Below are 24,249 nucleotides of genomic sequence, written 5' to 3' on the forward strand. Positions count from 1 at the left end.
ATCCAGACTAACGCGGTCGCGGGGTACCTCCGTACGCCGGACGATCAGAGGTCCGCCGCACGGTCCTTGATCCCGTCCCAGAACCCGGGCAGTTCCGCCTCCACGCGCAGCGCTCGCTGCTCCTCGCGTTCATGGAGAAGGCCGTAGGTGAAGGCGCTCTCCCCCGCGGCGTGGGCGACCGCCGACAGCTCGCGCAGGGTCTGCCGGGCCATCACGCTGTCTTGGTGCTCACCGAGCAGGTTCTGCAGCCCCTTCATGGACTTGACCATGGCCTTGGCCGGTTTGCCGAGGACGGGTTCGGCAGCCTCGGCCGCGTAGCGGGTGCGTTTGGCCTTCTTGCGGGCATCGTGCAGCACGGCGTCCCGGTCGGTGCCGGGCTCCAGGTCCGCCGCCCGCGCGATCAGCTTCGACACCTTGCGGAAGTCCTTCCGCACGGCCTTGGCGATCGGCTTGCGGGGTTTCTTGCCGGCCGCCTTCAGCAGGGGCGGGTCGGCGATCAGTGCGTCCAGGGTGTCGAGCAGGGTCAGGTAGCGGTGGGAGTCCAGGACACCGAGGAGGCGGCCGCGGGCGCTTCCGTGTTCGGCGCTCGACCAGGAGTGAAGGCGCCCGGCGACCGGGCCGCGGACCAGGCCCTGGGGCACCTCGTCGACGGCCGACGTCAGCCGCTCGGCCAGCACCTCGCGGTCCCGGTCCAGGCCCAGCTCGCCGGCGAGCCACTTGAGCTCGTCGGCGACGGGGCCGGTGACGGCCCGGTCGAGGATCTCGCCGAACGACTTGAACGTGCTGCGCAGCCGGCGGGTGGCCACCCGCATGCTGTGCACGGAGTCCTCGGCGTCCCGGCGGACGGCGGGATCGAGCTCGACGATCGCGTCCCGCTGGGTGCGCATGTAGGCGAGCACATGGTCTCCGGCGGTCACTGGTTTCCGGACGGACGCTGACCTGCGCCGCTTCCCCGGTGCCGTCTCCTCCAGGGCGCGGGCCAGCTTCGACGACGACGCCGACGGCCGTACGCCCGCCTTGCGCAGTCGCTTCTCCACCTTGTCGAGCAGGGCCGGGTCGCCCCCGTCGGCGAGTTCCACCTCGATCTCGGTCCACTGCGCTTCGCCGCCGCGCCCCGTGAGCCGCTCGGCGTGCACGGTGTCCACGCTCACCTCGGCGAGCAGCCGGCCGTCGGTGTCGAGCAGGTGCCGTACGTCGCGCTCGGAGCGCAGCCTGACCACGGGAAGCAGCTCGCTGTCGCGGACGCGGGAGCGGATCAGCGCGGCGAGGTCGTGGGGAAGGGTGTCGGAGAGCGGGGCGCGGATCTCGTCGCGGACGTCCGGAGCGATCGGGAACTTGAGGTGCCAGCCGGCGTCGGAGCCACCGGTGCGGCGGCGCAGGGTGACGGACGACGCGGCGAGGCGTTCGTCCGCGGTGTCGTGGTAGGTGGCGTCGAGGTGGGCAACGCCCTTGTCCACGACGGCCGCGACCCCGGCGACGCCGGTCAGGTCGGGAAGCCCGCCTTCGTCGGATTCGTACTTGCGCTCGATCTCGCGTTTCGTCTCCGCCATGCAACAAATCTAGTGGCTGACCGGCCTGGACATCAGTGGTGGGCGCCTTCCGGGCGGGCCGTCACGTTCAGGTCGCCAGCAGGGCCCGCAGTTCCTCGCCGTCCGGGAACGGCGCGTCCTTCGCCGTCCGGGAGACGAGGTACACATGGGCGTCCTCGAACTGGTGGTACGACAGCGGCTCCGGGCCCTGCCCGACGATCAGCACGTTGTGTTCCAGGCGCCAGCTGACGTACCGGGTGTCGTACCGGGGCTGCCGGATGTCGTGGTTCGGCAGCCCCAGCCGGTCGGTGAAGCGCTGCACGACGGCGGCGTAGTGGGCGTCGAACTCCGGCCGCCAGGCGCCCTCCTCGCTGGTCCAGCCGGGCAGGGGGCCCCAGCAGTCCTCGTCGAGCAGACCGCCGTCGACCGAGTAGAGGTAGGCGAAGGGAAGGCGGAGCGAGCCGTCGCCGTCACAGGTGACGAAGTGTCCCTGCGGGGTGACGTAGGTGGCGTCGGGGATGTCGGGTGTGTCCTCGTACGCCGGGCCCGCCACCGCCTGCGACCAGTCGGGCCAGCCGGCCTCTCGCATCCGTGCCTCGATGGCATCGCCGTCGGTCAGATCCAGCTCCGCCAGCGCGAGGAACCGGCTCACCAGATCCTCGGTCACCGGGCACCGGGCCACGTACTCCCCGGACATTCCGCTCCCCCTCCCGGGATGCTAGGCCGACATCGGCCGCTGCACCCGGATCGACTGCAACAACCCCACCGCTATCCACACGGCGAACATCGACGATCCGCCGTACGACACGAACGGCAGCGGCAGTCCCGTGACGGGCATGATGCCGAGTGTCATGCCGACGTTCTCGAACGTCTGGAAGGCGAACCAGGCGACGATGCCGGCGGCCACGATCGTGCCGTACAGGTCCGTGGTCTCGCGGGCGATGCGGCAGGCCCGCCACAGGACGATGCCGAGGAGCACGATGATCAGGCCGCCGCCGAGGAAGCCCAGCTCCTCTCCCGCCACGGTGAAGACGAAGTCCGTCTGCTGTTCGGGCACGAACTGGCCGGTGGTCTGCGAGCCGTGGAAGAGGCCGGAGCCGGTGAGGCCGCCCGAACCGATGGCGATGCGGGCCTGGTTGGTGTTGTAGCCGACGCCGGCCGGGTCGAGCTCGGGGTTGGCGAAGGCGGCGAAGCGGTTGATCTGGTACTCGTCGAGGATCCCGATCTGCCAGACGGTGACCGCGCCGAGGGTGCCCGCGCCGAGCAGGCCGAACACCCACCGGTTGGACGCCCCGGAGGCCAGCAGCACGCCGAGCACGATGATGACCATCACCATGACCGACCCGAGGTCGGGCATCAGCATCACGATCAGCATCGGCACGGCGGCCAGGCCGAGCGCCTGCACGACCGTGCGGTGGTCGGGGTACTGCTTGTCGCCGGCGTCGACCCGGGCCGCCAGCAGCATCGCCATGCCCAGGATGATCGTGACCTTCACGAACTCGGAGGGCTGGAGGGAGAAGCCGCCGGGCAGCTTGATCCAGGAGTGGGCGCCGTTGATGGTGGAGCCGAGCGGGGTCAGCACCAGCAGGATCAGCAGCAGCGAGAAGCCGTACAGGACCGGGACGGCCGTGCGCAGGGCGCGGTGGCCGAGCCAGATCGTGCCGGCCATCAGCGCGAGGCCGATGCCGGTGTTCAGCAGGTGCCGGACGAGGAAGTAGTACGGGTCGCCCTGGTTGAGCTCCGTGCGGTTGCGGGTCGCCGAGTAGACCAGGAGCGTGCCGAGCAGCGACAGGGCCACCGCCGACAGCAGGATGGGCCAGTCGAGCCGCCGCGCCACCGAGTCACGGGCCAGCAGCCGCGTCCAGCCGGAGCGCTCGGGCCCGTAGCCGGAGACCTGGAAGCTGTTTACTCCGCCGGTCATGCTGGGCACCTCCGGCTTCCCCGGCGGCGCCGCCGCCTTCGGGTGTCACGGTTCTCGGGTGACGGCGGGGCCGACGTGACCGGCTGGAGCGGGTCCGCCGGGGCGTTCGGGTCCTTCTTGTCGGCCTTCTGGTCCTTGGCCGGGTCCTTCGGGACCTTCGGGGAGGCGATGGTGCCGTCCGTCTTGACCTTCGGCAGGCTCTTCTGCGGCGTGGGCAGCAGTGCCTTCTTCGTGTCGATGTCGCCGTCCTCGGAGACGCCGTACAGCGCGTTGTAGATGTTGCGGACGGCGGGGCCCGAGGCGCCGGAGCCCGTACCACCCTGGGAGATCGTCATGACGATCGAGTAGTCCTTGGTGTACGTGGCGAACCAGGAGGTCGTCTGCTTGCCGTAGACCTCCGCCGTACCCGTCTTGGCGTGCATCGGGATCTTGTCCTGCGGCCAGCCGCCGAACCTCCAGGCGGCCGTACCGCGGGTGGCGACTCCCGCGAGGGCTTCGTCTATCTCGTCGCGCGTCTTCTGCGTCATCGGCAGCTTGCCGTGCGCCTCGGGCTTGATCGGCGTGACGGTCTTGCCGTCGGCGCTGATGACGGCCTTGCCCACGGAGGGGTTGTAGAGGGTGCCGCCGTTGGAGATGGCGGAGTAGATGGTGGCCATCTGGATGGGCGTGACGAGCGTGTCGCCCTGGCCGATGGAGTAGTTGACGGAGTCACCGGCGCGCATGCGGTTGCCTTCGAGGCAGTTCTCGTAGGCGATCTTCTCGGCGTAGCTGCCGTTGCGCTTGCCGGTGCGGCACCAGGCGTCCTTGTTGGCCTTCCAGTAGTCCAGCTTCCACTTGCGGTCGGGGACGCGGCCGGTGACCTCGTTGGGCAGGTCGATGCCGGTTTCCTTGCCGAGGCCGAACTGGTGGGCCGTCTTGTAGAACCAGTCGTTGGCGTTCTTCTTCGGCTTGGTGCCGCCGTCGCGCTTCCATTCCTCGTGGGAGAGGGCGTAGAAGACGGTGTCGCAGGACACCTCCAGGGCGCGGCCGAGGCTGATGGGGCCGTGGCTCTGGGATTCGAAGTTCTTGAAGACCTGGCCGCCGATCGAGTACGAGCTGGAGCAGTTGTAGGGGCCGTTGAAGGAGTACCCGGCGTTGACCGCGGCGGCCGTCGGGATGACCTTGAAGATGGAGCCGGGGGCCGACTGGCCCTGGATGGCGCGGTTGAGCAGCGGGTAGTTGGAGCTCTTGCCGGTGAGGCGTGTGTAGTCCTTGGCGGAGATGCCGCCCACCCAGGCGTTCGGGTCGTAGGTGGGGTTCGAGGCCATGGCGACGACGCGGCCGGTCTTGGCCTCCATCACCACGACGGCGCCGGAGTCGGCCTTGTAGTTGGTGCCGGTGTTGCGGTCGTGCTGCTTGCGGGCTTCCTTCATGGCCTCGTTCAGCTGGTACTCGGCGATGCGCTGGACCCGGGAGTCGATGCTGGTGACGAGGTTGTCGCCGGGGTGGGCCGGGTCGGCCTCGGCCTGGCCGATGACCCGGCCGAGGTTGTCGACCTCGTAGCGGGTGACGCCGGCTTTGCCGCGCAGTGCCTTGTCGTACTGGCGCTCCAGGCCCGAGCGGCCGACCTGGTCGGAGCGCAGGTAGGGCGAGTTGGTGTTCTGCGCCTTCTTGATCTCCTCGTCGGTGACCGGCGAGAGATAGCCGAGGACCTGGGCGGTGTTGGCCTTGCCGGGGCTCGGGTAGCGGCGCACGGCCTCCGGTTCGGCGGTGATGCCGGGGAAGTCCTCGGCGCGCTCGCGGATCTGCAGGGCCTGCTTGGCGGTGGCCTCGTCGGTGATGGGGATGGGCTGGTAGGGCGAGCCGTTCCAGCAGGGCTGCGGCGTCTTGGCGTCGCACAGCCGGACCTTCATCTGGACGTCCTCGGGCGTCATGCCCAGGACCCCGGCGAGCTTGGTGAGGACTTCCTTGCCGTCGTCCTTCATCTTCAGCAGGTCGGTGCGGGAGGCGGAGACCACGAGCCGCGTCTCGTTGTCCGCGATCGCCACGCCCCGCGCGTCCAGGATCGAGCCGCGGACGGCCGGCTGGACGACCTGCTGGACGTGGTTGCCCGAGGCCTCCTTGGCGTAGGCGGCGCCCTCACGGATCTGGAGGTACCACAGGCGTCCGCCGAGGGTGAGCAGGAGGGAGAGGACGAGGACCTGGATGACGACGAGCCGGATCTGGACCCGTGAGTTCCTGCCGGTCTCGGGAATGTTGGTCACTGCGGCTGCCTCCCCCTCTCGGTGCGCGTACGGGTGTGCGGGTGCGACCGTGCGTCCGGGCACGGATGTGCGGATACGAGTGATGAACGACTGGCCCACGAGCCGGCGTTCCTACTGGACCGGCCCGTTCGGGTGAACTTCCCTGCGGTCACAGCCGCTTGACCCCCTTGATGCGCCCGGCGCGCGCCATCCGTGCCCGGGCGGCCTTCACGCGCAGCCCGTTGCGCTGGCTGCCGATCTTCAGGCCGGTGCCGCCGGAGAGCCAGCCGGAGGAGATGTCCGTGGCCTTGGCGGCGGCCGAGGTGGACTCGGCGAGCGGATCGTTGTCGGCGCGCCGGGCCAGGGCCATGATCCCCGGCACGACGAACGGGGCGAGCAGCAGGTCGTACAGGGCGGCGGTGAACAGCAGGCTGCCGAGGCCCACGTGGCGGGCTGCGGTGTCACCGACGAGCGCACCGACGCCGGCGTAGAGCAGGGTGGAGACGACCGCGGCGGCCGCCACCACGACCATGGGGCCGGTGGCGGACTTCAGCCGGCCCGTCTCGGGTTTCACCAGGCCCGCGAGGTAGCCGATGACGCACAACACGAGGGCGTAGCGCCCGGCGGCGTGGTCGGCGGGCGGGGCCAGGTCGGCGAGCAGACCCGCGCCGAAGCCGACGAGGGCGCCGCCCACATGGCCGTACACCAGCGCGAGGCCGAGCACGGTCAGCAGCAGCAGGTCGGGCACGGCGCCCGGCAGATGGAGGCGGGCGAGGACGCTCACCTGGATCACCAGGGCGACGACGACCAGGGCGGAGGAGAGCAGGATCCGGTTGACGCGCATGGGGTGACAGCTCCTACTGCTCTTGCTGGTTCTGGCCGTCCACGGGTGCCTCGGGGGACGGCGTCACGGTCACCGTCACTGTCGGCCTGGGGGTCGGCTTGGGCTTGGGCGGGAGCACCGTGTCACGCGGGTCCTTCTTCGGGGCCTCGACGACGACACCGACGATGTCGAGCTTGGTGAAGCCGGCGTACGGCGTGACGTACAGCGTGCGGGTCAGGCCGCCGCCGGAGGGGTCCACGCGGGACACCACGCCGACGGGCACGCCGGGCACGAACGGCCGGTCGGCCTGCGAGCCGAAGGTGACCAGGCGGTCGCCCTTCTTCACCTCGGCCTTGCCGTTGAGGAGTTCGACGCGCAGCGGGCGGTCGCCCTGCCCGGAGGCGAAGCCGAGCTCGTCGCCGGACTCCATGCGGGTGCCGACCGTGAAGTCGGGGTCGCTGGCCAGCAGGACCGTCGCGGTGTCGGGGCCGACGGTGGTGACGCGGCCGACGAGCCCCTCCCCGTTCAGGACGGTCATGTCGCGCTTGATGCCGTCCTTGGCGCCGACGTCGATGGTGATGGTCCAGGAGAAGCCCTGCGCGGCTCCGATGGCGATGACTTCGGCGCCCTTGATGCCGTACTGGCCCTGACCGGCGATCTTCAGCATCTTGTCGAGCTGCTTGAGGCGGCTGCGGCTGCGGTCGTCGCTGCCGAGCCGGGCCTTCAGGGCCGCGTTCTCCTCTTCCAGCGCGGCGAGCCGGTCGTGCCGGTCACCGGAGTCGCGGATGGCGGAAACCGCGTTGCCGACCGGGTCGACCGCGGCCGAGACGCCGCTCTCGATCGGGCCGAAGACCGTCGCCGCACCCTGCCGGGCACCGTCGACGGGCGAGTCCTCCCCACCGCGGATGTCCACCGTGATCAACGCGAACGCGATGGCGATCAGCAGCACCAGGAGCAGCCGGCTCTCTCGTGTGTCCCTCACGTGCGGCGGCCGTGCCCTTCCTCATAGGAATTCGGGAAGCCCCAGGGAAACCCGAGGGGCTGCTTTGTGGGAGCTTATGCATCTGTAGCGACGATCCGCCGTACGAGAGGAGATCGTCCCGTACGGCGGAATCGAAGAGTTATGTCATCTGCGCGGCTGGGCGTCCAGCACCTGCTGGAGCGCCTCGAACTCCTCGACGCACTTTCCGGATCCGAGCGCCACGCTGTCCAGCGGGTCCTCGGCGATGTGGATCGGCATACCGGTCTCCCGGCGCAGCCGCTCGTCGAGACCGCGCAGCAGCGCTCCGCCACCGGTCAGAACGATTCCTCGGTCCATGATGTCGCCGGACAGCTCCGGCGGACACTTGTCGAGGGTCGTCTTGACGGCGTCGACGATCGCGTTGACCGGCTCCTCGATCGCCTTGCGGACTTCGGCCGCGGAGATGACCACGGTCTTCGGCAGTCCCGAGACGAGGTCCCGGCCGCGGATTTCGGTGTGCTCGTCGGAGTCGAGGTCGTACGCCGAACCGATAGTGATTTTGATCTGCTCGGCCGTGCGCTCACCCAGCAGGAGGGAGTACTCCTTCTTGATGTGCTGGATGATCGCGTTGTCCAGTTCGTCGCCCGCGACACGGATGGACTGGGCGGTGACGATGCCGCCGAGGGAGATGACCGCGACCTCCGTGGTGCCGCCGCCGATGTCGACCACCATGTTGCCCGTGGCCTCGTGGACCGGCAGGCCGGAGCCGATGGCGGCGGCCATGGGCTCCTCGATGATGTGCACCTGACGGGCGCCGGCCTGGGACGACGCCTCGATGACGGCGCGGCGCTCGACACCCGTGATGCCCGAGGGCACACAGACGACGACCCGCGGACGAGCCAGATACCGCCGCTTGTGGATCTTCAGGATGAAGTAGCGGAGCATCCGCTCGGTGATCTCGAAGTCGGCGATCACGCCGTCCTTCAGCGGCCGCACGGCAACGATGTTGCCGGGCGTGCGCCCGATCATCTTCTTCGCTTCGGCACCGACCGCGAGGATGCCACCGGTGTTGGTGTTGATCGCGACGACGGACGGCTCGTTGAGTACGATCCCGCGACCCCTGACGTACACCAGCGTGTTGGCGGTCCCGAGGTCGACAGCCATGTCACGGCCGATGAACGACATTGAGTTCCCCATCAGGATTCGTCTGGCCTTCCCACTAGCTTTTGAGGGCTTTTCAGGTAGGCAAAGGTGGGTGCTGTGACGTGAAGGCTTCCATCGTAGACGCGCCTTCGCGAACACTGCGGGAGGGTCTCCGCCATTGTCAGCAGATGGCGGCCGCATTCGCTTCTGGAGACGGGCGTTCGGGGCCCATCGTTCCCTCGATCGCCACGCATATGCCGCAAAGTCCGGGGGACTCGCCCCCAGACTCTGCCGTATGTGCTGGTGAGGTGCGGACGCTACGCCCGGCCGGGGAAGAAAATCTTCACCTCGCGCTCTGCGGACTCCTCGGAGTCGGAGGCGTGGATCAGGTTCTCCCGGACGATGACGCCGTAGTCGCCGCGGATGGAGCCGGGGGCGGCGGCGATCGGGTCGGTCGGGCCGGCGAGGGCGCGCAGCCCCTCGATGACCCGCTCACCCTCGACGATCAGTGCCACGACGGGACCGGACGCCATGAACTCCACCAGCGGCTCGTAGAAGGGCTTGCCCTTGTGCTCGCCGTAGTGCTGCTCCAGCGTGTCCTGGTCCAGGGTGCGCAGCTCCAGCGCGGTGATCTGCCAGCCCGCCTTGCGCTCGATGCGGCTGATGATCTCGCCGGTCAGGCCACGACGGACGGCGTCGGGCTTGAGGAGGACGAGGGTGCGCTGGCTCACGACGGGCTCCTTAGAGGTGAAGGTCTTGCGGTGGGACGAGATTACCCGGCGTGTCGGGGCGCCTGTTACGCAGCGTCAGGTGTGGACGAGCTCGCCTGGGCCGCGAATCTCGCCTTCGCCTCGTCCACCTTCCGCCCGTAGTGGACGGACGCCCACCACAGGGCCGCGAAGACCGCGCCCAGGAAGTACATGGTCGGCACGATGAACCCCGACGCGATGAGCGCGATCTGCAGCGTCCAGCCGAGGGCGACCCCGCCCGGGCGCGTCACCAGGCCGCACAGCACCAGACACAGGAACATCGCGATGCCGCTGACCGTCCACACGGTCGACATGGACAGGTCCGGGTCCTTCATGGCGACCAGACCGGCGAACCCGATGACGAAGAACTCGCCGATCAGCGTCGAAGAACAGAGCGTGCGCACGGGACTCAGCCCCTCCCCAGGAGCAGTCGGGCCTCGCCGACGGTGATGACGGAACCGGTGACGAGCACACCACCGCCGGAGAACTCGCCCTCTTCCTCGGCCAGCGTGATGGCGGCCTCCAGGGCGTCCGGCAGCCGCGGCTCGACCTGGACGCGCTCCTCGCCGAACACCTCCACGGCGATACCGGCGAGCTCGTCGGCGTCCATCGCGCGGTGGCTCGAGTTCTGCGTGACCACGACCTCGGCGAACACCGGCTCGAAGGCCTCCAGCAGCTCCCGCACGTTCTTGTCGCCGCTCGCGCCGACCACCCCGATGAGGCGGCTGAACTGGAACGCCTCCCCGATCGCCTCGGCCGCCGCCCGGGCACCCGCGGGGTTGTGGGCGGCGTCCAGCACGACCGTCGGCGAACGGCGCACGACCTCCAGCCGGCCCGGCGACGCCACGGCGGCGAAAGCCTTGCGGACGGTGTCCAGGTCCAGCGCGTCGGCCCGCTGCGCGCCGACGCCGAAGAACGCCTCGACGGCGGCGAGCGCGACGGCCGCGTTGTGCGCCTGGTGAGCGCCGTGCAGCGGCAGGTACACCTCGGGGTACTCGCCGCCCAGCCCGCGCAGCGTCACGAGCTGTCCGCCGACGGCCACCTGCCGCTCGACGACACCGAACTCCAGCCCCTCCCGGGCCACGGTCGCGTCCACCTCGACGGCCTTCTTCAGCAGCACCTGCGCCGCGTCGACCGGCTGCTGCGCCATGATGACCGTCGCACCCTGCTTGATGATGCCGGCCTTCTCCGTGGCGATCTCGGCGTGCGTTTCCCCGAGCCGGTCGGTGTGGTCGAGGTCTATGGGCGTGACGACGGCGACGTCCCCGTCGATCACGTTCGTCGCGTCCCAGGAACCGCCCATGCCGACCTCGACCACGGCCACGTCCGCGGGGGCGTCGGCGAACGCCGCGTACGCCATGCCCGTGAGCACCTCGAAGAAGGACAGCCGGTACTCCTGGGAGGCGTCGACCATCTCCACGTACGGCTTGATGTCCTGGTACGTCTCGATGAACCGCTCGGGCGCGATGGGGGCGCCGTCGAGACTGATGCGCTCGGTGATCGACTGCACGTGTGGCGAGGTGTAGCGGCCGGTGCGCAGCTCGAAGGCGCCGAGCAGGGCCTCGATCATGCGGGCCGTGGAGGTCTTGCCGTTCGTCCCCGTGATGTGGATCGACGGGTACGACCGCTGCGGCTCCCCCAGGACGTCCATCAGCGCGGCGATACGGCTGACGGAGGGCTCCAGCTTGGTCTCGCCCCACCGGGTGGCGAGCTCGGTCTCGACCTCGCGCAGGGCCTTGTCGACCTCGGGGTCGGCGGGGCGCGTCGGGATGTCGGCGTCGGGCGGGCCGCCCTGGGTGCGCAGGGTTCGGCTGCCGGCTTCGATGACCGCGAGGTCGGGGTCGCGGGTGGTTTCCTCCGCGATGATCTCGTCGAAGCTGTCGAGGGGGTCGGGCTGGTCGTCGGCGTTGTGGTCTGGAGGGAGCTCGCTCACGGGGCCAGTCTACGGACGGGCGGTGACATCGGTCGGGGGTGGTTTGTGTCGTCCGGTGTCTGCGGGTCTGTGGGGGCTTGTCGCGCCCACGCGGCGGAGCCGCATATCGGTACAGCCCCGCGCCCCTGAACAGCAGGTACGTGCCCCTCAGGCATGCGTGAGGCCCCCGGGCCCGACACGGCTCCGGGGGCCTCACACACCGTACGGATCCTTACGCCTGCGGCAGGCGCTCCAGCTGGGCCTGGATGCGGGCGATGTCCTCCTCCGCCTTGGCGAGGCGGGTGCGGATCTTGTCGACGACGTGGTCGGGGGCCTTCGCCAGGAACGCCTCGTTGCCGAGCTTGGCGTTCGCCTGGGCCTTCTCCTTCTCGGCCGCGGCGAGGTCCTTGGCCAGGCGCTTGCGCTCCGCCGCGACGTCGATCGTGCCCGACAGGTCGAGCGCGACCTCCGCGCCGGCGACCGGGAGGGTCGCCGTGGCGGTGAAGGCGTCGCCCTCCGGCTGGAGGCGGAGCAGCTGGCGGATGGCGGCCTCGTGGGGGGCCAGGACGGTGCCGGTCAGGTCCAGGCGGGCCGGGACCTTCTGGCCGTCCTTCAGTCCTTGGTCCTTGCGGAATCGGCGGACCTCCGTGATGACCCGCTGGACCAGCTCGATCTCCTGCTCGGCGGCCTTGTCACGGAACCCGGAGTCCTTGGGCCAGTCGCCGATGACCAGGGACTCGCCGCCGGTCAGGGTGGTCCACAGGGCGTCCGTGACGAACGGGATGACCGGGTGGAGCAGACGCAGCATTACGTCCAGGACCTCGCCGAGGACCCGCCCGGAGACCCTGGCCGGCTCGCCGCCCGCGAAGAACGTGGTCTTGGACAGCTCGACGTACCAGTCGAAGACCTCGTCCCACGCGAAGTGGTAGAGCGCGTCGGCGAGCTTGGCGAACTGGTAGTCGTCGTAGTACGCGTCGACCTGGGCGACCGTGGTGTTCAGGCGCGAGAGGATCCAGCGGTCCGCCGCGGACATCTCGGAGGCGTCCGGCAGCGGGCCCTCGATCGTGGCGCCGTTCATGAGGGCGAAGCGGGTGGCGTTCCAGATCTTGTTGGTGAAGTTCCGGGACGCCTTGACCCAGTCCTCGCCGATCGGCACGTCCGCGCCCGGGTTGGCGCCGTTGGCGAGGGTGAAGCGGACGGCGTCGGAGCCGTAGGCGTCCATCCAGACCAGCGGGTCCACAGCGTTCGGGTTCGACTTCGACATCTTCTTGCCGAACTCGTCGCGGACCAGGCCGGTCAGCGCGATGGTGTGGAAGGGGGCCTCGCCGTCCATGGCGTAGAGGCCGAACATCATCATCCGGGCGACCCAGAAGAAGATGATGTCGTGGCCGGTGAGCAGGACGTCGGTCGGGTAGAACTTCTTGAGGTCCGGGGTCTTCTCCGGCCAGCCGAGCGTGGAGAACGGCCACAGGCCGGAGGAGAACCAGGTGTCCAGGACGTCGGAGTCCTGGGTCCAGCCCTCACCGGTGGGCGGCTCGTCGTCCGGACCGACGCAGACGACCTCGCCGTCCGGGCCATACCAGATCGGGATGCGGTGGCCCCACCACAGCTGGCGCGAGATGCACCAGTCGTGCATGTTGTCGACCCAGTCGAAGTAGCGCTTCGACATGTCCTCGGGGTGGATCTTGACGCGGCCGTCGCGGACCGCGTCACCGGCCGCCTTGGCGAGCGGGCCGACCTTGACCCACCACTGCATGGAAAGGCGCGGCTCGACCGTGGTCTTGCAGCGCGAGCAGTGACCGACGGAGTGCATGTACGGGCGCTTCTCGGCGACGATGCGGCCCTGCTCCTTGAGTGCGCCGACCACGGCCGAGCGGGCCTCGAAGCGGTCCAGGCCGATGAAGGGGCCATGAACCGTGATCACGCCGTGCTCGTCCATGATCGTCAGGGACGGCAGGTCGTGGCGGCGGCCGATCTCGAAGTCGTTCGGGTCGTGTGCCGGGGTCACCTTGACGGCGCCCGTGCCGAACTCGGGGTCGACGTGCTCGTCGGCGACGACCGGGATGGAGCGGTCGGTCAGCGGCAGCTTGATGAGCTTGCCGACCAGGTGCTTGTAGCGCTCGTCCTCGGGGTGGACGGCGACGGCCGTGTCACCGAGCATCGTCTCCGCGCGCGTGGTCGCGACGACGAGGCTGTCCTCGCCCTCGCCGTAGCGGATGGAGACCAACTCACCCGCGTCCTCCTGGTATTCCACCTCGATGTCCGAGATGGCCGTCAGACAGCGCGGACACCAGTTGATGATGCGCTCGGCGCGGTAGATCAGCTCGTCGTCGTAGAGTCGCTTGAAGATGGTGAGGACGGCCTTGGAGAGGCCGTCGTCCATCGTGAAACGCTCACGGCTCCAGTCGACGCCGTCACCGAGGCGACGCATCTGGCCGAGGATCCGACCGCCGTACTCCTCCTTCCACTGCCAGACGCGCTCGACGAACTCCTCGCGCCCCAGGTCGTGTCGGGACTTGCCCTCCTCGGCGAGCTGCTGCTCGACCTTGTTCTGCGTCGCGATACCGGCGTGGTCCATGCCGGGCAGCCAGAGCGCCTCGTACCCCTGCATGCGCTTGCGGCGCGTGAGGGCGTCCATGAGGGTGTGCTGGAAGGCGTGCCCGAGGTGCAGGCTGCCCGTGACGTTCGGCGGCGGGATGACGATGGTGTAGGGCGGCTTGTCGCTCTTCTCGTCAGCCTCGAAGTAACCCCGCTCCACCCAGCGCTCGTACAGCGGCCCCTCTACGTCGGCCGGCGCGTACTGGGTCGGCAGGTCGGTGCTGGGCGCTGGTGGCTGCTGCTGAGCGTTCTCGGTCACGGGGGTCAGTTTAGAGGTGTCACCACCCCGTCCCGAAACGCGTTTCGTTTGTAACGGTGGGGGGCCCGATGCCATGCACACGGCGGGTCTGCGCCAGGATGTCCGGAACACATAAGCATCTGGAGGGGAACCCAGAACATGAGCTACAACCAGCCGGGCCCGTACGGCGGGCAGCCCCAGCAGCCCGGTCCGTACGGCCAGCCCGGCCCGTACGGCCAGCCGCCGCAGGCGCCCCAGCCCGGCTACGGCTACCCCCAGCAGGCCCCTCCGCCCCAGCCCGGCTACGGCTACCCGCAGCAGCCCCCGCAGGGCGTCCCGCCCCAGCAGCCGCCCTACGGCCAGCAGCCCCCGTACGGCCAGCAGCCGCAGCCGCCCTACGGCCAGGCCCCCTACGGCGTGCCCCAGCCTCCGGCCCCGGGCGGCGGCAAGAAGAAGACCGGCATCATCCTCGGCGCGGTGGCCGTGGTCGCCGCGATCGGCGTGGGCGCGTACTTCGTGATCGGCGCCAGTGGTGGCGGCCTGGAGGACGACGGGCCGCACAAGATCGCGACACCGGCGAAGGTGCTCAGCGAGTACAAGCGCACCACGAAGGACGGGCAGACCGCAGGAAACGCGTCGGAGTTGGAGCAGAGCGGCGTCAAGGGTGCCAAGACCGCCGCGGGGCTCTACTCCACAGTGGACCTGAGCGACTACGACCCCGACGATCCGTCGTCCGCGGCGAAGATGGCGTCGGCCAAGACCCTTACGGTGGCGGGTGCCTACGGCGAGATCTCCGACCCGGAGGCGACGCTGGACCTGTTCTTCGCCAACTTCAAGAAGTCGTCCGAGAAGGAGGCCTCGTCCGGGTCCGGCAAGCCCGAACTCATCGGGGAGCCCGAGGAGGCCGACCTCGACGGCGCGGCCATGAAATGCCAGTCGGCCAAGTCACAGGACCAGCTGACCAAGAAGGAGAAGATCAACTGGTTCTGCGCGTGGGCCGACTACAGCACCATCGCCATCGTGTCGCCGGCTGAGGCAGCGCAGGGGGTCACCAAGGACGTGGCGATCGACCTCACCACCAAGGTCCGCGAGGAAGTCCGCGTCAAGGCCTGACGCACGCGACGACGAAGGCGCCCAGCACAAGCAGTGCCGGGCGCCTTCGCGTGCAGTGGGTGACTAGGCCGTCTTCTGCTCCCCCGGCCCCCGCCCCCGCGCATCCCGCGGAATCAGCGTCGGGTTGACGTTCGACTGGACGACGTCCGCCGTGATGACGACCCGGGCCACGTCCTTGCGGGACGGGACCTCGTACATCACGCCCTGGAGGACTTCCTCCATGATGGCGCGCAGGCCGCGCGCGCCGGTCTGGCGCAGGATGGCCTGGTCGGCGATGGCTTCGAGGGCCTCGCGCTCGAAGTCCAGCTCCACGCCGTCGAGTTCGAAGAGGCGCTGGTACTGCTTGACGAGCGCGTTGCGCGGCTCGACGAGGATCTGCAGCAGGGCCTCGCGGTCGAGGTTGTGGACCGAGGTGATGACCGGGAGACGGCCGATGAACTCGGGGATCATGCCGAACTTGACCAGGTCCTCCGGCATGACCTCCTGGAACTGGTCCTTGGACTCCATCTCGCGCTTGGAGCGGATCTGCGCGCCGAAGCCGATGCCCTTGGCACCCGCCCGGGCCTCGATGATCTTCTCCAGGCCCGCGAAGGCACCGCCCACGATGAACAGCACGTTCGTCGTGTCGATCTGGATGAACTCCTGGTGGGGGTGCTTGCGGCCGCCCTGGGGCGGGACCGAGGCGGTGGTGCCCTCCAGGATCTTCAGCAGGGCCTGCTGGACACCCTCGCCCGAGACGTCGCGCGTGATCGAGGGATTTTCACTCTTCCTCGCGACCTTGTCGATCTCGTCGATGTAGATGATCCCGGTCTCGGCCTTCTTGACGTCGTAGTCGGCCGCCTGGATCAGCTTGAGCAGGATGTTCTCGACGTCCTCGCCGACGTAACCGGCCTCCGTGAGGGCCGTGGCGTCGGCGATCGCGAAGGGGACGTTCAGCATGCGCGCGAGGGTCTGCGCGAGGAGGGTCTTGCCGGAGCCCGTGGGGCCCAGGAGCAGGATGTTGGACTTCGCCAACTCGATGGCGTCGTCCCGCCCGTTCGCCCCGCCGTTCTCGCCGGCCTGGACGCGCTTGTAGTGGTTGTACACCGCTACGGAGAGGGCCTTCTTGGCGGCCTCCTGGCCGACCACGTAGCCCTCGAGGAACTCGTAGATCTCGCGAGGCTTGGGGAGTTCCTCCCAGCGGACCTCGCTGGTCTCCGCCAGCTCTTCCTCGATGATCTCGTTGCAGAGATCGATGCACTCGTCGCAGATGTACACACCGGGCCCTGCGATGAGCTTCTTGACCTGCTTCTGGCTCTTGCCGCAGAACGAGCACTTGAGCAGATCGCCGCCGTCACCGATGCGTGCCACGGTGTGCTTCCCCTTCGCCTGGGAGACTCCTGGACGTCGACGTCCAGCGGACTCCTGGTGCTGCCTTATGTCCGACGGTACCTTGCCGAGCCCCCCGTCCGGGCCCCCCTTGGCACGGTTCGCTTTGACGTGAACCGAGCCAAACCGTGCCAAGGGGCGGCAGACGTTACAGCCTCTCGCCTCAACGCAGGCTCGAGTTGTCCATCTTCCGGGTGCTGATGACCTGATCGATCAGGCCGTAGCTCAGCGCGTCCTCGGCCGTGAGGATCTTGTCGCGCTCGATGTCCTCGCGGATCTTCTCGACCGGCGTGGTGGAGTGCTTGGCCAGCATCTCCTCCAGCTGCGAGCGCATCCGGAGGATCTCGTTCGCGGCGATCTCCAGGTCGGACACCTGACCGCGGCCGGTCTCGCTGTACGGCTGGTGGATCAGGACGCGCGCGTTCGGCAGGGCCATGCGCTTGCCCGCCGTGCCGGCGGCCAGCAGGACGGCGGCGGCGGAGGCGGCCTGGCCCATGCAGACCGTCTGGATGTCCGGCTTCACGTACTGCATCGTGTCGTAGATCGCGGTGAGCGCCGTGAAGGAGCCGCCGGGGCTGTTGATGTAGACCGAGATGTCACGGTCGGGGTCCATCGACTCCAGGCACAGCAGCTGCGCCATGACGTCGTTGGCGGAGGCGTCGTCGATCTGGACGCCGAGGAAGATCACGCGCTCCTCGAAGAGCTTCGCGTACGGGTCGTACTCACGGATGCCCTGGGAGGTGCGCTCGACGAAGCGCGGAATGATGTAGCGGGACTCGGCCTGCGGGCCGGTGTAGCGGCCCTGCGAGGCGTTCATGTCCTGCACGGCGTGCATACGGTCGTAGATCCCGCTGCCGGGGAACTGGTTCACGGTGTCTCCTGAAAAGGGCTGAGGCGGTCGACTGGGGCTGTCTGGGGTCGCTGGGGCCCGGGAGGGCTCCGTGGGCCTCACGGGGCGCCACAGGCCCCGTGGGGACCGCTCAGGCCCCGGTGCCGCCGCCGCCCGGCATGCCGGCGGCCGTGGGAATCACGTCGTCGATGAGGCCGTACTCCTTGGCCTCGAAGGCGTCGAACCAGCGGTCGCGGTCCGAGTCGCGGGTGATCTGCTCGACCGACTGCCCCGTGTGCTGGGACGTGAGCTCGGCCATGCGCTTCTTGGTGTGCAGCAGCCGCTCGGCGTGGATCTTGATGTCCGAGGCCGAGCCGGCGAGGCCGGCGGAGGGCTGGTGGATCAGGATCTCGGCGTTCGGCAGCGCGAAGCGCTTGCCGGGGGTGCCGGCGCTGAGCAGGAACTGACCCATCGAGGCCGCGAGGCCCATGGCGATGGTCACCACGTCGTTCTTGATGAACTGCATGGTGTCGTAGATCGCCATGCCGGCCGTGATGGAACCGCCGGGGCTGTTGATGTACAGGTAGATGTCCTTGTCCGGGTCGGCGGCAAGGAGCAGCAGCTGCGCGGTGATCTTGTTCGCGATGTCGTCGTCGACCGGCTGGCCGAGGAAGATGATCCGCTCGTTGAGCAGCCGGTTGTAGACCTGGTCACCGAGGCCACCACCGATGGAAGGCTCGCCGGCGGCTGAGGGCATCAGATTCGTCACGTATCCACCTGCTCGTCTTACGACGGCGCCGGGCCGTCTCACGTTTCCCTAGGGGCTCGGAGCCGTTCGGGGACTCCACTGCCCTCGTATTCATGGACCCTAACGCGCGGGTCCCTTCGGGGAATCCCGGAGATGGGAGTGTTCGCCGGGGGCGTAGCGCTGCGCGGCAGGGCCGGGGTGGTTTCGGGCCGTGGGCGGCTGCAGGTGCGCGGGGGCATGTCGCGCAGTTCCCCGCGCCCCTGGGGTGCGCTGCCCTCCCGAGTGACAGGAAGGCCCCGGGGTGCACCCCGGGGCCTTCCTCACGAACTCACCGCGACGGGACTCAGCCCTCGGTCTTCTCCTCGGCGGAGGCCTCGGTGGCCTCGGCCTCGGCGGACTCGGTCTCGTCCTCTTCGTCGTCGAGGTCGATGATCTCGCCGTTGGTGTCCTTGACCGTGGCCTTCTCGACCACGACGGCCAGGGCCTTGCCGCGGGCGACCTCGCCGACCAGGAGCGGAACCTGACCGCCCTCGACGACCGCCTGGGCGAACTGGTCGGGGGACATGCCGGAGGAGGCCGCACGGCGCATGAGGTGCTCGGTGAGCTCCTCCTGGTTGACGTTCAGCTTCTCCTGCTTGACGAGCTCGTCGAGCACGAACTGGGTCTTGATGCCCTTGACCGCGGCCTCGCGGGTCTCGGTCTCGAACTCCTCCTCGCTCTTGCCCTGGATCTCCAGGTACTTCGCGAGGTCGAGGCCCATCTGGCCGAGCTGGTGGTGCTCCAGGTTGTGCTTGCGCGTGTTGACCTCGTCCTCGAGCAGCTTCTCGGGAACGGGGACCTCGACCAGCTCGAGCAGCTTCTCCAGGACGCGCTCCTGGGCCTGCGTGGCCTGGTCGTACTGCTTCATGTTCTCGAGGCGCTTGCGGCTGTCCGCGCGCAGCTCCTCGATGGTGTCGAACTCGGAGGCGAGCTGCGCGAACTCGTCGTCCAGCTCGGGCAGTTCACGCTTGGCGACCTGGGTGACCTTGACGGTGACCTCGGCCTCCTTGCCGGCGGCCGAGCCGCCCTTCAGCTCGGAGGTGAAGGTGGCCTCGCCACCGGCCTCCAGGCCCTTCACGGCGTCGTCGATGCCGTCCAGCAGCTCACCGGAGCCGATGGTGTAGGAGACGCCGTCGGCGACGCCGTCCTCCAGGACCTCCCCGTCGACCTTGGCCTGCAGGTCGATCGTCACGACGTCGCCGTCCTCGGCGGCACGCTCGACCGGGGCGGTGGAGGCGAAGCGCTCGCGCAGCTCCTCGACGGCCTTGTCGACGTCCTCTTCGGTGACCTCGACCGCGTCGACCTCGACCTCGATGCCGGAGAAGTCCGGGATCTCGATGGACGGGCGGATGTCGACCTCGGCGGTGAAGTTCAGCGTCTCGCCGTCCTTCAGCTCCGTGATGTCGACCTCGGGCTGGCCCAGCACGCTGAGCTCGGCCTCGTTGACCGCGTCGGTGTAGAACTTCGGAAGCGCGTCGTTGACCGCCTCCTCCAGAACCGCACCGCGGCCGAACCGCTGGTCGATGACCCGGGCCGGGACCTTGCCCTTGCGGAAGCCCTTCACCGTGACCTGCTGGTTGATCTTCTTGTACGCCGCGTCGAGGCTGTCCTTGAGCTCCTCGAAGGGCACCTCGACAGTGAGCCGAACCCGAGTCGGGTTCAGGGTCTCCACGGCGCTCTTCACGGTTCGGTCTCCTTGTGGCTGACTTCTTGGTTTCTGCCGGGGCCAGAACGGCCCGGCGGATTTCGCCGCCCGGAGGACTTCAGACGATGAGACACACGGGCGTGCAGCTTGCATAGTAACGGCAGCGACTACACCGCCCAAAAGGCGATCACGTGAGCGATCGAGTGGGCGATCACGCGAGATGATCGGGTGGCTGGTCGGGGTGGCGGGATTTGAACCCACGGCCTTCCGCTCCCAAAGCGGACGCGCTACCAAGCTGCGCCACACCCCGTCTGGTGCGACACGTAGGGTACATGCCGCACGGCGGTGCGGCCGCCGCATTTCCCCAGGACGTGTGCCGCGCCGTCTCCGGCGGGAATGCGGTGTGCGACGGAGGGGGCCGACCCGCTACGATGCCTTCAGTGCCGCGGTCACCCGACCTGCGGCGCGTGCTGTGCGGGCGTAGCTCAATGGTAGAGCCCTAGTCTTCCAAACTAGCTACGCGGGTTCGATTCCCGTCGCCCGCTCCATTCGGCTCAGGGCCAGGTGGAGGATCACTCCTCCACCTGGCCCTGAGTGTTTCCCGGAGCGATGTTCAGTTCGTCGTGCCCCTCCGTGCCCCTCCGGCTCCTGATCCTGCTTCGCCTGGACTTGCGGCCCTGCAGCAGTCGCAACCAGGACGACAACCACACGCATCCGCCTCGGCGCCGGCGGACGGTGCGGCAAGCGTGGCCGAGGGCGCGCAGCACCCCTTGCCCTGCCAGGCGTTCCGGCCCTCCTTGATGGCTATGGCGGCGATGATCAGGGCGGCGATCGGATCGGCCCAGGACCAGCCGAGGGTGGCGTTGAGGACCAGGCCGACGAGGAGCACGGCAGACAGGTACGTACACAGAAGCGTCTGCTTGGAGTCGGCGACCGCACTCGCGGAGCCGAGTTCCCTGCCGGCACGGCGCTGGGCGGCGGACAGGAAGGGCATCACCGCGAGGGACAGCGAGGCGAGGACGATGCCGGGGAGAGACCTTTCTGCCTCACCGGCTCCGGTCAGAGCCCGGGCCGCGTCGAAGGTGACGTACACGGCGAGCGCGAAGAAGGACACCGCGATGATCCGCAGCGTGGTCTGCTCGCGGGCCTCACGCACGGTGTGCTCGGAGGCGGAGAACTGCCAGGCGACCGCGGCGGCCGAAGAGACCTCGATGACCGAGTCGAGGCCGAAGCCCATCAACGCAGTGGACGAGGCGAGAGTGCCGGCGGTGATGGCGACGACCGCCTCGATGACGTTGTAGGTGATGGTCGCGGCGACCAGCAGCCGTATGCGGCGGGTCAGCGTGTCACGGCGGGCCGGTGAGGGCCCGAGAGATATCGCGGTCATCAGCAGCATCCCTGGTCGGCGGCATCGACACAGGTACGGTCGGTCTCCACAGCCACCACGGCGGTGCGCAGGTCGTCCAACGCGTGGCCGAGGCGTTCGTCGGCCAGCTCGTAGCGGGTGCGACGGCCGTCGGGCGCGGTGACGACCAAGCCGCAGTCGCGCAGGCACGCCAGGTGGTTGGACAGCCGGGTGCGGGACACGCCGAGCACCTCGGCGAGTTCGGCCGGGTAGGCCGGAGCATCCCGGAGGGCGAGCAGGATACGACAGCGGATCGGGTCGGCCAGCGCACGGCCGAAGCGGGCCAGCACGTCGATGTCGGAGGCAACGGTCAGCACCCTCCGGAGAGTACAGGGGATCCTGAATTCATGGAATCCTGAACACTCGGGGCTGTTCGCTGAACTGGCCCCGAGTGTTTCCACGACGATGCGCGCGTCGTCCCGCCGGCCCGGTTCGGTCTCGCCCACGGATGGGACGAGAAGCCGGCGTCAGAGGTCCCGGACGTCCACGGTGTAGACGGAGCGGACGCCGTACGGGACGTACAGGGCGTCGCCGACGAGCAGGGGCGGTGCTCCGGAGGTGACGAGCATGCTGTCGACCCGGCCGCCGTCGTCGCGGCCGTCCCGGGTGTCCTCGACCTTGCCGCTGCGCGCGTTCAGCGCGGCCAGGCGGCCGCTGGGGGACGCGAAGTACACATGGGTGGCCGAGGCGGTCGGCGGTCCCTGCCGCTCCAGGGTGGAGTTGGATTCCCACAGCGTGCGCCCGGTGAGGGGTGCGACGGCGCGGACGCCGCCGCTGCTGCGCGTGAAGTAGACGGTGCCGCGGGCCAGGTACGCCCTCGACCCCTCGGGCCGGGGCTTCGCCAGTCGGCGCACGGTGAGCTCGTGCGAGGCGACGTCGATCAGGGCGAGGCCTCGGGCCGTGGAGTAGCCGTCCGCGAGCACCAGGCGCCCCCCGTGCCGGCCGAGCAGTTGCAGGGCGCCCTCGGCCTCGACCGTCCAGCGGGGCTTTCCGGTGGCCGGATCGATCTGCGAGACGGTGGTACGGGCGGTCTTCTCGTCGTCCGTCCCGGCCGTGCAGAGCAGGTAGGCGTGGTCGGCCGCCGCGTCCAGGACGCAGTCGCCGCGGGTCCGCGGCTCCGGCTGCCGCCAGCGGACCTTGCCCGTTCCGGCGTCCAGCAGGGCGTACTGGTCGCCCTGCGATCCGTAGAAGGTGATGACACCCTCGGGCACAGCCGTGGCGGCGCCCTGGGGCCCCTCGGGGACTCTCGCCATCTCGCCGCTGCCGGTCGGGGTCCGCCAGAGTTCCTTGCCGGTGCCGGCGGCCAGGGCGTGGACCGTGTAGCTGGACCCCACGCCGCTCGTGCCGTCCAGGTCCTCGGACCCGTAGGCGTAGACGCGGCCGTCGCCGGTGCCGATGAGTGCGCCCTCGTCGCCGGAGGCGCCGTCGGGCGTGGTGTCGACGGGCCGGCTCCAGGTGTTGCGGCCGTCGGCGAGACCGAAGCGGGTCGCCATGAGGTCGGAGCCGGCGCAGACGAGGGAGGCGTCGACGACGGAGCAGCCTTTGAAGGAGGTGTCCACCCCGGCCAGGCCGCCCTCGCTGCCCGCGGGGGCCTTCGCGGTGGCGACCCACGGTTCCCAGCCCTCGGGAAGGTCGGCCGCGCCCTTGGGAGGGTCGGCCGCCTTGGCGGCGGACGAGGGTGGGCGGTCGTGGTCGCGGATCAGGGCGAGGGTGGAGGTGACGATCGCGGCGAGTGCGACGGCCGCGGCGGCAGAGATCAGCAGCAGTCCGTGTCGGCCGCGGCTGCGGGTGCCCCCGGGCGGCCATGTCCGGGCCGGGTCGGGCGGCGGCTGGGGCTGCGCCGTCGGGGTCCTGTCCGGCCGGGGGCGTCCCGGGCCGCCGCGCCGCGCCTGGTCCCGCCCGGCGTGCGCCGCGTCGCGCATGTGCCCGGCGTGCGCCCCGTCGCGCATTTCGTCGTCCAGCTCTCCGGCCGCTCCCTCGTCCACCCCTCCGTCCGCTGCATCGTCCGCCACGCCCTCCGCCCCGTCGTTCGCCTCGGCGGGCAGGGCGTGGGACGTTCCGCTCCGCTCGGCGCGGGCCGCGTCGGGCCAGGCCGGGCCGGCCGGCTCGGTCGGCCGTGCGCCCGGCCATGGACGCAAGGGGCGGGGTGCGCCGGTGCCGGGCACGGTGAGCGTGGCGGGGGTGCCGCCTTCACGGAGCAGCGTGAACAGTTCGTCCGCGGCGGGGCGGGACTTCTGGTGCTTCTCCAGACAGACGCGGATGAAGGGGAGCAGTTCGTCGGGGACGCCGGTCAGGTCCGGTTCGCCCTCTACGACGCGCAGGGCCGTTTCGTACGGGCTCGGGCTGTCGAAGGGGCCGCGGCAGGTGGCGGCGTAGGTGAGGACCGAGCCGAGGGAGAACATGTCGGCGGCGGGGCCGACGTCCTGCGGGGAGGCGAACTGCTCCGGGGACATGAACGGCGGGGTGCCCATGACGCGGCCGGTCTGGGTGAGGGCGTCCGAGGCGGCGAACTCGGCGGCGCGGGAGATGCCGAAGTCGATGACGCGGGGGCCGTCCTCGGCGAGCATCACGTTGGCCGGCTTCAGGTCGCGGTGGACGACTCCGGCGCGATGGATGTCGCGCAGCGCCTCGGCGAGGCCGGCGGCGAGACCGCGCAGGCGGGGCAGCGGGAGCGGGCCGTGCTCGCGGACGTGGGTGCCGAGGTCCGCGCCCGGTATGTAGAGGGTGGCCATCCAGGGGTGGATGGCGTCGGCGTCCGCGTCCACGACGGGGGCCGTGAAGGCTCCGCTGACCCGGCGGGCGGCGGCCACCTCGCGGCGGAAACGGGCGCGGAACTCGTCGTCGTCGGCGTACTGGCTGTGCACGACCTTGATCGCGAGGCGGCGTCCGGAGGCCGAGCGGGCCAGGTAGACCACTCCCATGCCGCCGGAGCCGAGGCGGTCCTCGATCTGGTAGCCGCCCACCTCCGCCGGGTCGGAATCGCGCAGCGCCATCCCCGTACGTTCC

Annotated in this window: 19 protein-coding genes and 2 tRNA genes; 2 read left to right on the forward strand and 19 right to left on the reverse strand. The window is 69.6% G+C overall.

From position 1 onward, the window contains the following. Positions 1-44: 44 nt before the first annotated feature. The 11 genes from ACZ7EG_RS02800 to ACZ7EG_RS02850 all read right to left on the reverse strand — a co-directional run bounded on the left by ACZ7EG_RS02800 (position 45) and on the right by ACZ7EG_RS02850 (position 14,117). A complete protein-coding gene (locus ACZ7EG_RS02800) occupies positions 45-1,550 on the reverse strand; it encodes a CYTH and CHAD domain-containing protein (protein WP_471071240.1) in 1,506 nt (501 codons plus the stop codon). Between the two features lie 67 nt (positions 1,551-1,617). Then, a complete protein-coding gene (locus ACZ7EG_RS02805) occupies positions 1,618-2,226 on the reverse strand; it encodes a hypothetical protein (protein WP_471071244.1) in 609 nt (202 codons plus the stop codon). A gap of 21 nt (positions 2,227-2,247) precedes the next feature. After that, the gene (rodA, locus tag ACZ7EG_RS02810; protein WP_467051167.1) at positions 2,248-3,450 is read right to left on the reverse strand and encodes a rod shape-determining protein RodA; all 1,203 of its coding nucleotides are present in this window, start codon (positions 3,448-3,450) and stop codon (positions 2,248-2,250) included. Beyond that, complete coding sequence (mrdA, locus tag ACZ7EG_RS02815) at positions 3,447-5,693, reverse strand: penicillin-binding protein 2 (RefSeq protein ID WP_471071249.1); 2,247 nt, start codon at positions 5,691-5,693, stop codon at positions 3,447-3,449. Before mrdA ends, rodA begins: the two co-directional genes overlap by 4 nt. Positions 5,694-5,841: 148 nt before the next feature. Then, positions 5,842-6,516: a rod shape-determining protein MreD gene (gene mreD, locus ACZ7EG_RS02820; RefSeq protein ID WP_471071252.1), complete on the reverse strand. Its 675-nt coding sequence runs from the start codon at positions 6,514-6,516 to the stop codon at positions 5,842-5,844. A 13-nt stretch (positions 6,517-6,529) separates the two neighbouring features. Next, complete coding sequence (gene mreC, locus ACZ7EG_RS02825; protein WP_471071255.1) at positions 6,530-7,477, reverse strand: rod shape-determining protein MreC; 948 nt, start codon at positions 7,475-7,477, stop codon at positions 6,530-6,532. A 144-nt stretch (positions 7,478-7,621) separates the two neighbouring features. After that, a complete protein-coding gene (locus tag ACZ7EG_RS02830; RefSeq protein ID WP_004001297.1) occupies positions 7,622-8,641 on the reverse strand; it encodes a rod shape-determining protein in 1,020 nt (339 codons plus the stop codon). Positions 8,642-8,916: 275 nt separating this feature from the next. Then, positions 8,917-9,330 (reverse strand): nucleoside-diphosphate kinase, encoded by a 414-nt coding sequence (gene ndk / locus ACZ7EG_RS02835; protein ID WP_104780585.1) that lies wholly within the window; start codon positions 9,328-9,330, stop codon positions 8,917-8,919. A 65-nt stretch (positions 9,331-9,395) separates the two neighbouring features. Next, positions 9,396-9,752, reverse strand: a complete 357-nt coding sequence (locus ACZ7EG_RS02840) for a DUF4233 domain-containing protein (protein ID WP_471071258.1) — start codon at positions 9,750-9,752, stop codon at positions 9,396-9,398. 5 nt (positions 9,753-9,757) lie between these two features. Next, positions 9,758-11,281 carry a bifunctional tetrahydrofolate synthase/dihydrofolate synthase gene (gene folC, locus ACZ7EG_RS02845; RefSeq protein WP_471071261.1) on the reverse strand — a complete coding sequence of 508 codons (1,524 nt, stop codon included), beginning with the start codon at positions 11,279-11,281 and terminating at the stop codon, positions 9,758-9,760. A gap of 211 nt (positions 11,282-11,492) precedes the next feature. Next, on the reverse strand, positions 11,493-14,117 hold the full coding sequence (locus ACZ7EG_RS02850) for a valine--tRNA ligase (protein WP_471071265.1): 2,625 nt from the start codon (positions 14,115-14,117) through the stop codon (positions 11,493-11,495). Positions 14,118-14,255: 138 nt separating this feature from the next. Here ACZ7EG_RS02850 and ACZ7EG_RS02855 point away from each other — a divergent pair, with 138 nt between their 5' ends. Continuing rightward, positions 14,256-15,209, forward strand: a complete 954-nt coding sequence (locus ACZ7EG_RS02855; RefSeq protein WP_471071268.1) for a hypothetical protein — start codon at positions 14,256-14,258, stop codon at positions 15,207-15,209. A 63-nt stretch (positions 15,210-15,272) separates the two neighbouring features. Here ACZ7EG_RS02855 and clpX read toward each other — a convergent pair whose 3' ends face one another. The 5 genes from clpX to ACZ7EG_RS02880 form a co-directional block, all read right to left on the reverse strand. Then, positions 15,273-16,559 (reverse strand): ATP-dependent Clp protease ATP-binding subunit ClpX, encoded by a 1,287-nt coding sequence (gene clpX / locus ACZ7EG_RS02860; protein ID WP_031114127.1) that lies wholly within the window; start codon positions 16,557-16,559, stop codon positions 15,273-15,275. Positions 16,560-16,740: 181 nt separating this feature from the next. After that, positions 16,741-17,448 (reverse strand): ATP-dependent Clp protease proteolytic subunit, encoded by a 708-nt coding sequence (locus tag ACZ7EG_RS02865; RefSeq protein ID WP_399901920.1) that lies wholly within the window; start codon positions 17,446-17,448, stop codon positions 16,741-16,743. Positions 17,449-17,557: 109 nt separating this feature from the next. Continuing rightward, positions 17,558-18,163: an ATP-dependent Clp protease proteolytic subunit gene (locus ACZ7EG_RS02870; protein ID WP_030818448.1), complete on the reverse strand. Its 606-nt coding sequence runs from the start codon at positions 18,161-18,163 to the stop codon at positions 17,558-17,560. 334 nt (positions 18,164-18,497) lie between these two features. Further along, the gene (gene tig, locus ACZ7EG_RS02875) at positions 18,498-19,877 is read right to left on the reverse strand and encodes a trigger factor (protein WP_471071272.1); all 1,380 of its coding nucleotides are present in this window, start codon (positions 19,875-19,877) and stop codon (positions 18,498-18,500) included. Positions 19,878-20,071: 194 nt separating this feature from the next. Further along, positions 20,072-20,148: transfer RNA gene (locus tag ACZ7EG_RS02880), tRNA-Pro, on the reverse strand. 164 nt (positions 20,149-20,312) lie between these two features. On the opposite strand from ACZ7EG_RS02880, the gene ACZ7EG_RS02885 reads away from it, so the two are divergent. Beyond that, positions 20,313-20,386: transfer RNA gene (locus ACZ7EG_RS02885), tRNA-Gly, on the forward strand. Positions 20,387-20,451: 65 nt separating this feature from the next. Here ACZ7EG_RS02885 and ACZ7EG_RS02890 read toward each other — a convergent pair. The 3 genes from ACZ7EG_RS02890 to ACZ7EG_RS02900 all read right to left on the reverse strand — a co-directional run bounded on the left by ACZ7EG_RS02890 (position 20,452) and on the right by ACZ7EG_RS02900 (position 24,236). Continuing rightward, positions 20,452-21,225 (reverse strand): cation efflux transmembrane domain-containing protein, encoded by a 774-nt coding sequence (locus tag ACZ7EG_RS02890; RefSeq protein ID WP_471071275.1) that lies wholly within the window; start codon positions 21,223-21,225, stop codon positions 20,452-20,454. Beyond that, complete coding sequence (locus ACZ7EG_RS02895) at positions 21,225-21,560, reverse strand: ArsR/SmtB family transcription factor (protein WP_471071278.1); 336 nt, start codon at positions 21,558-21,560, stop codon at positions 21,225-21,227. The genes ACZ7EG_RS02890 and ACZ7EG_RS02895 overlap by 1 nt, the downstream gene beginning before the upstream one ends. A gap of 150 nt (positions 21,561-21,710) precedes the next feature. Beyond that, entirely contained in the window at positions 21,711-24,236 is a 2,526-nt protein-coding gene (locus ACZ7EG_RS02900; RefSeq protein WP_471071281.1) for a protein kinase domain-containing protein, read from the reverse strand. Positions 24,237-24,249 lie beyond the last annotated feature (13 nt).

The sequence above is a fragment of the Streptomyces sp. NPDC037100 genome, assembly GCF_055606225.1.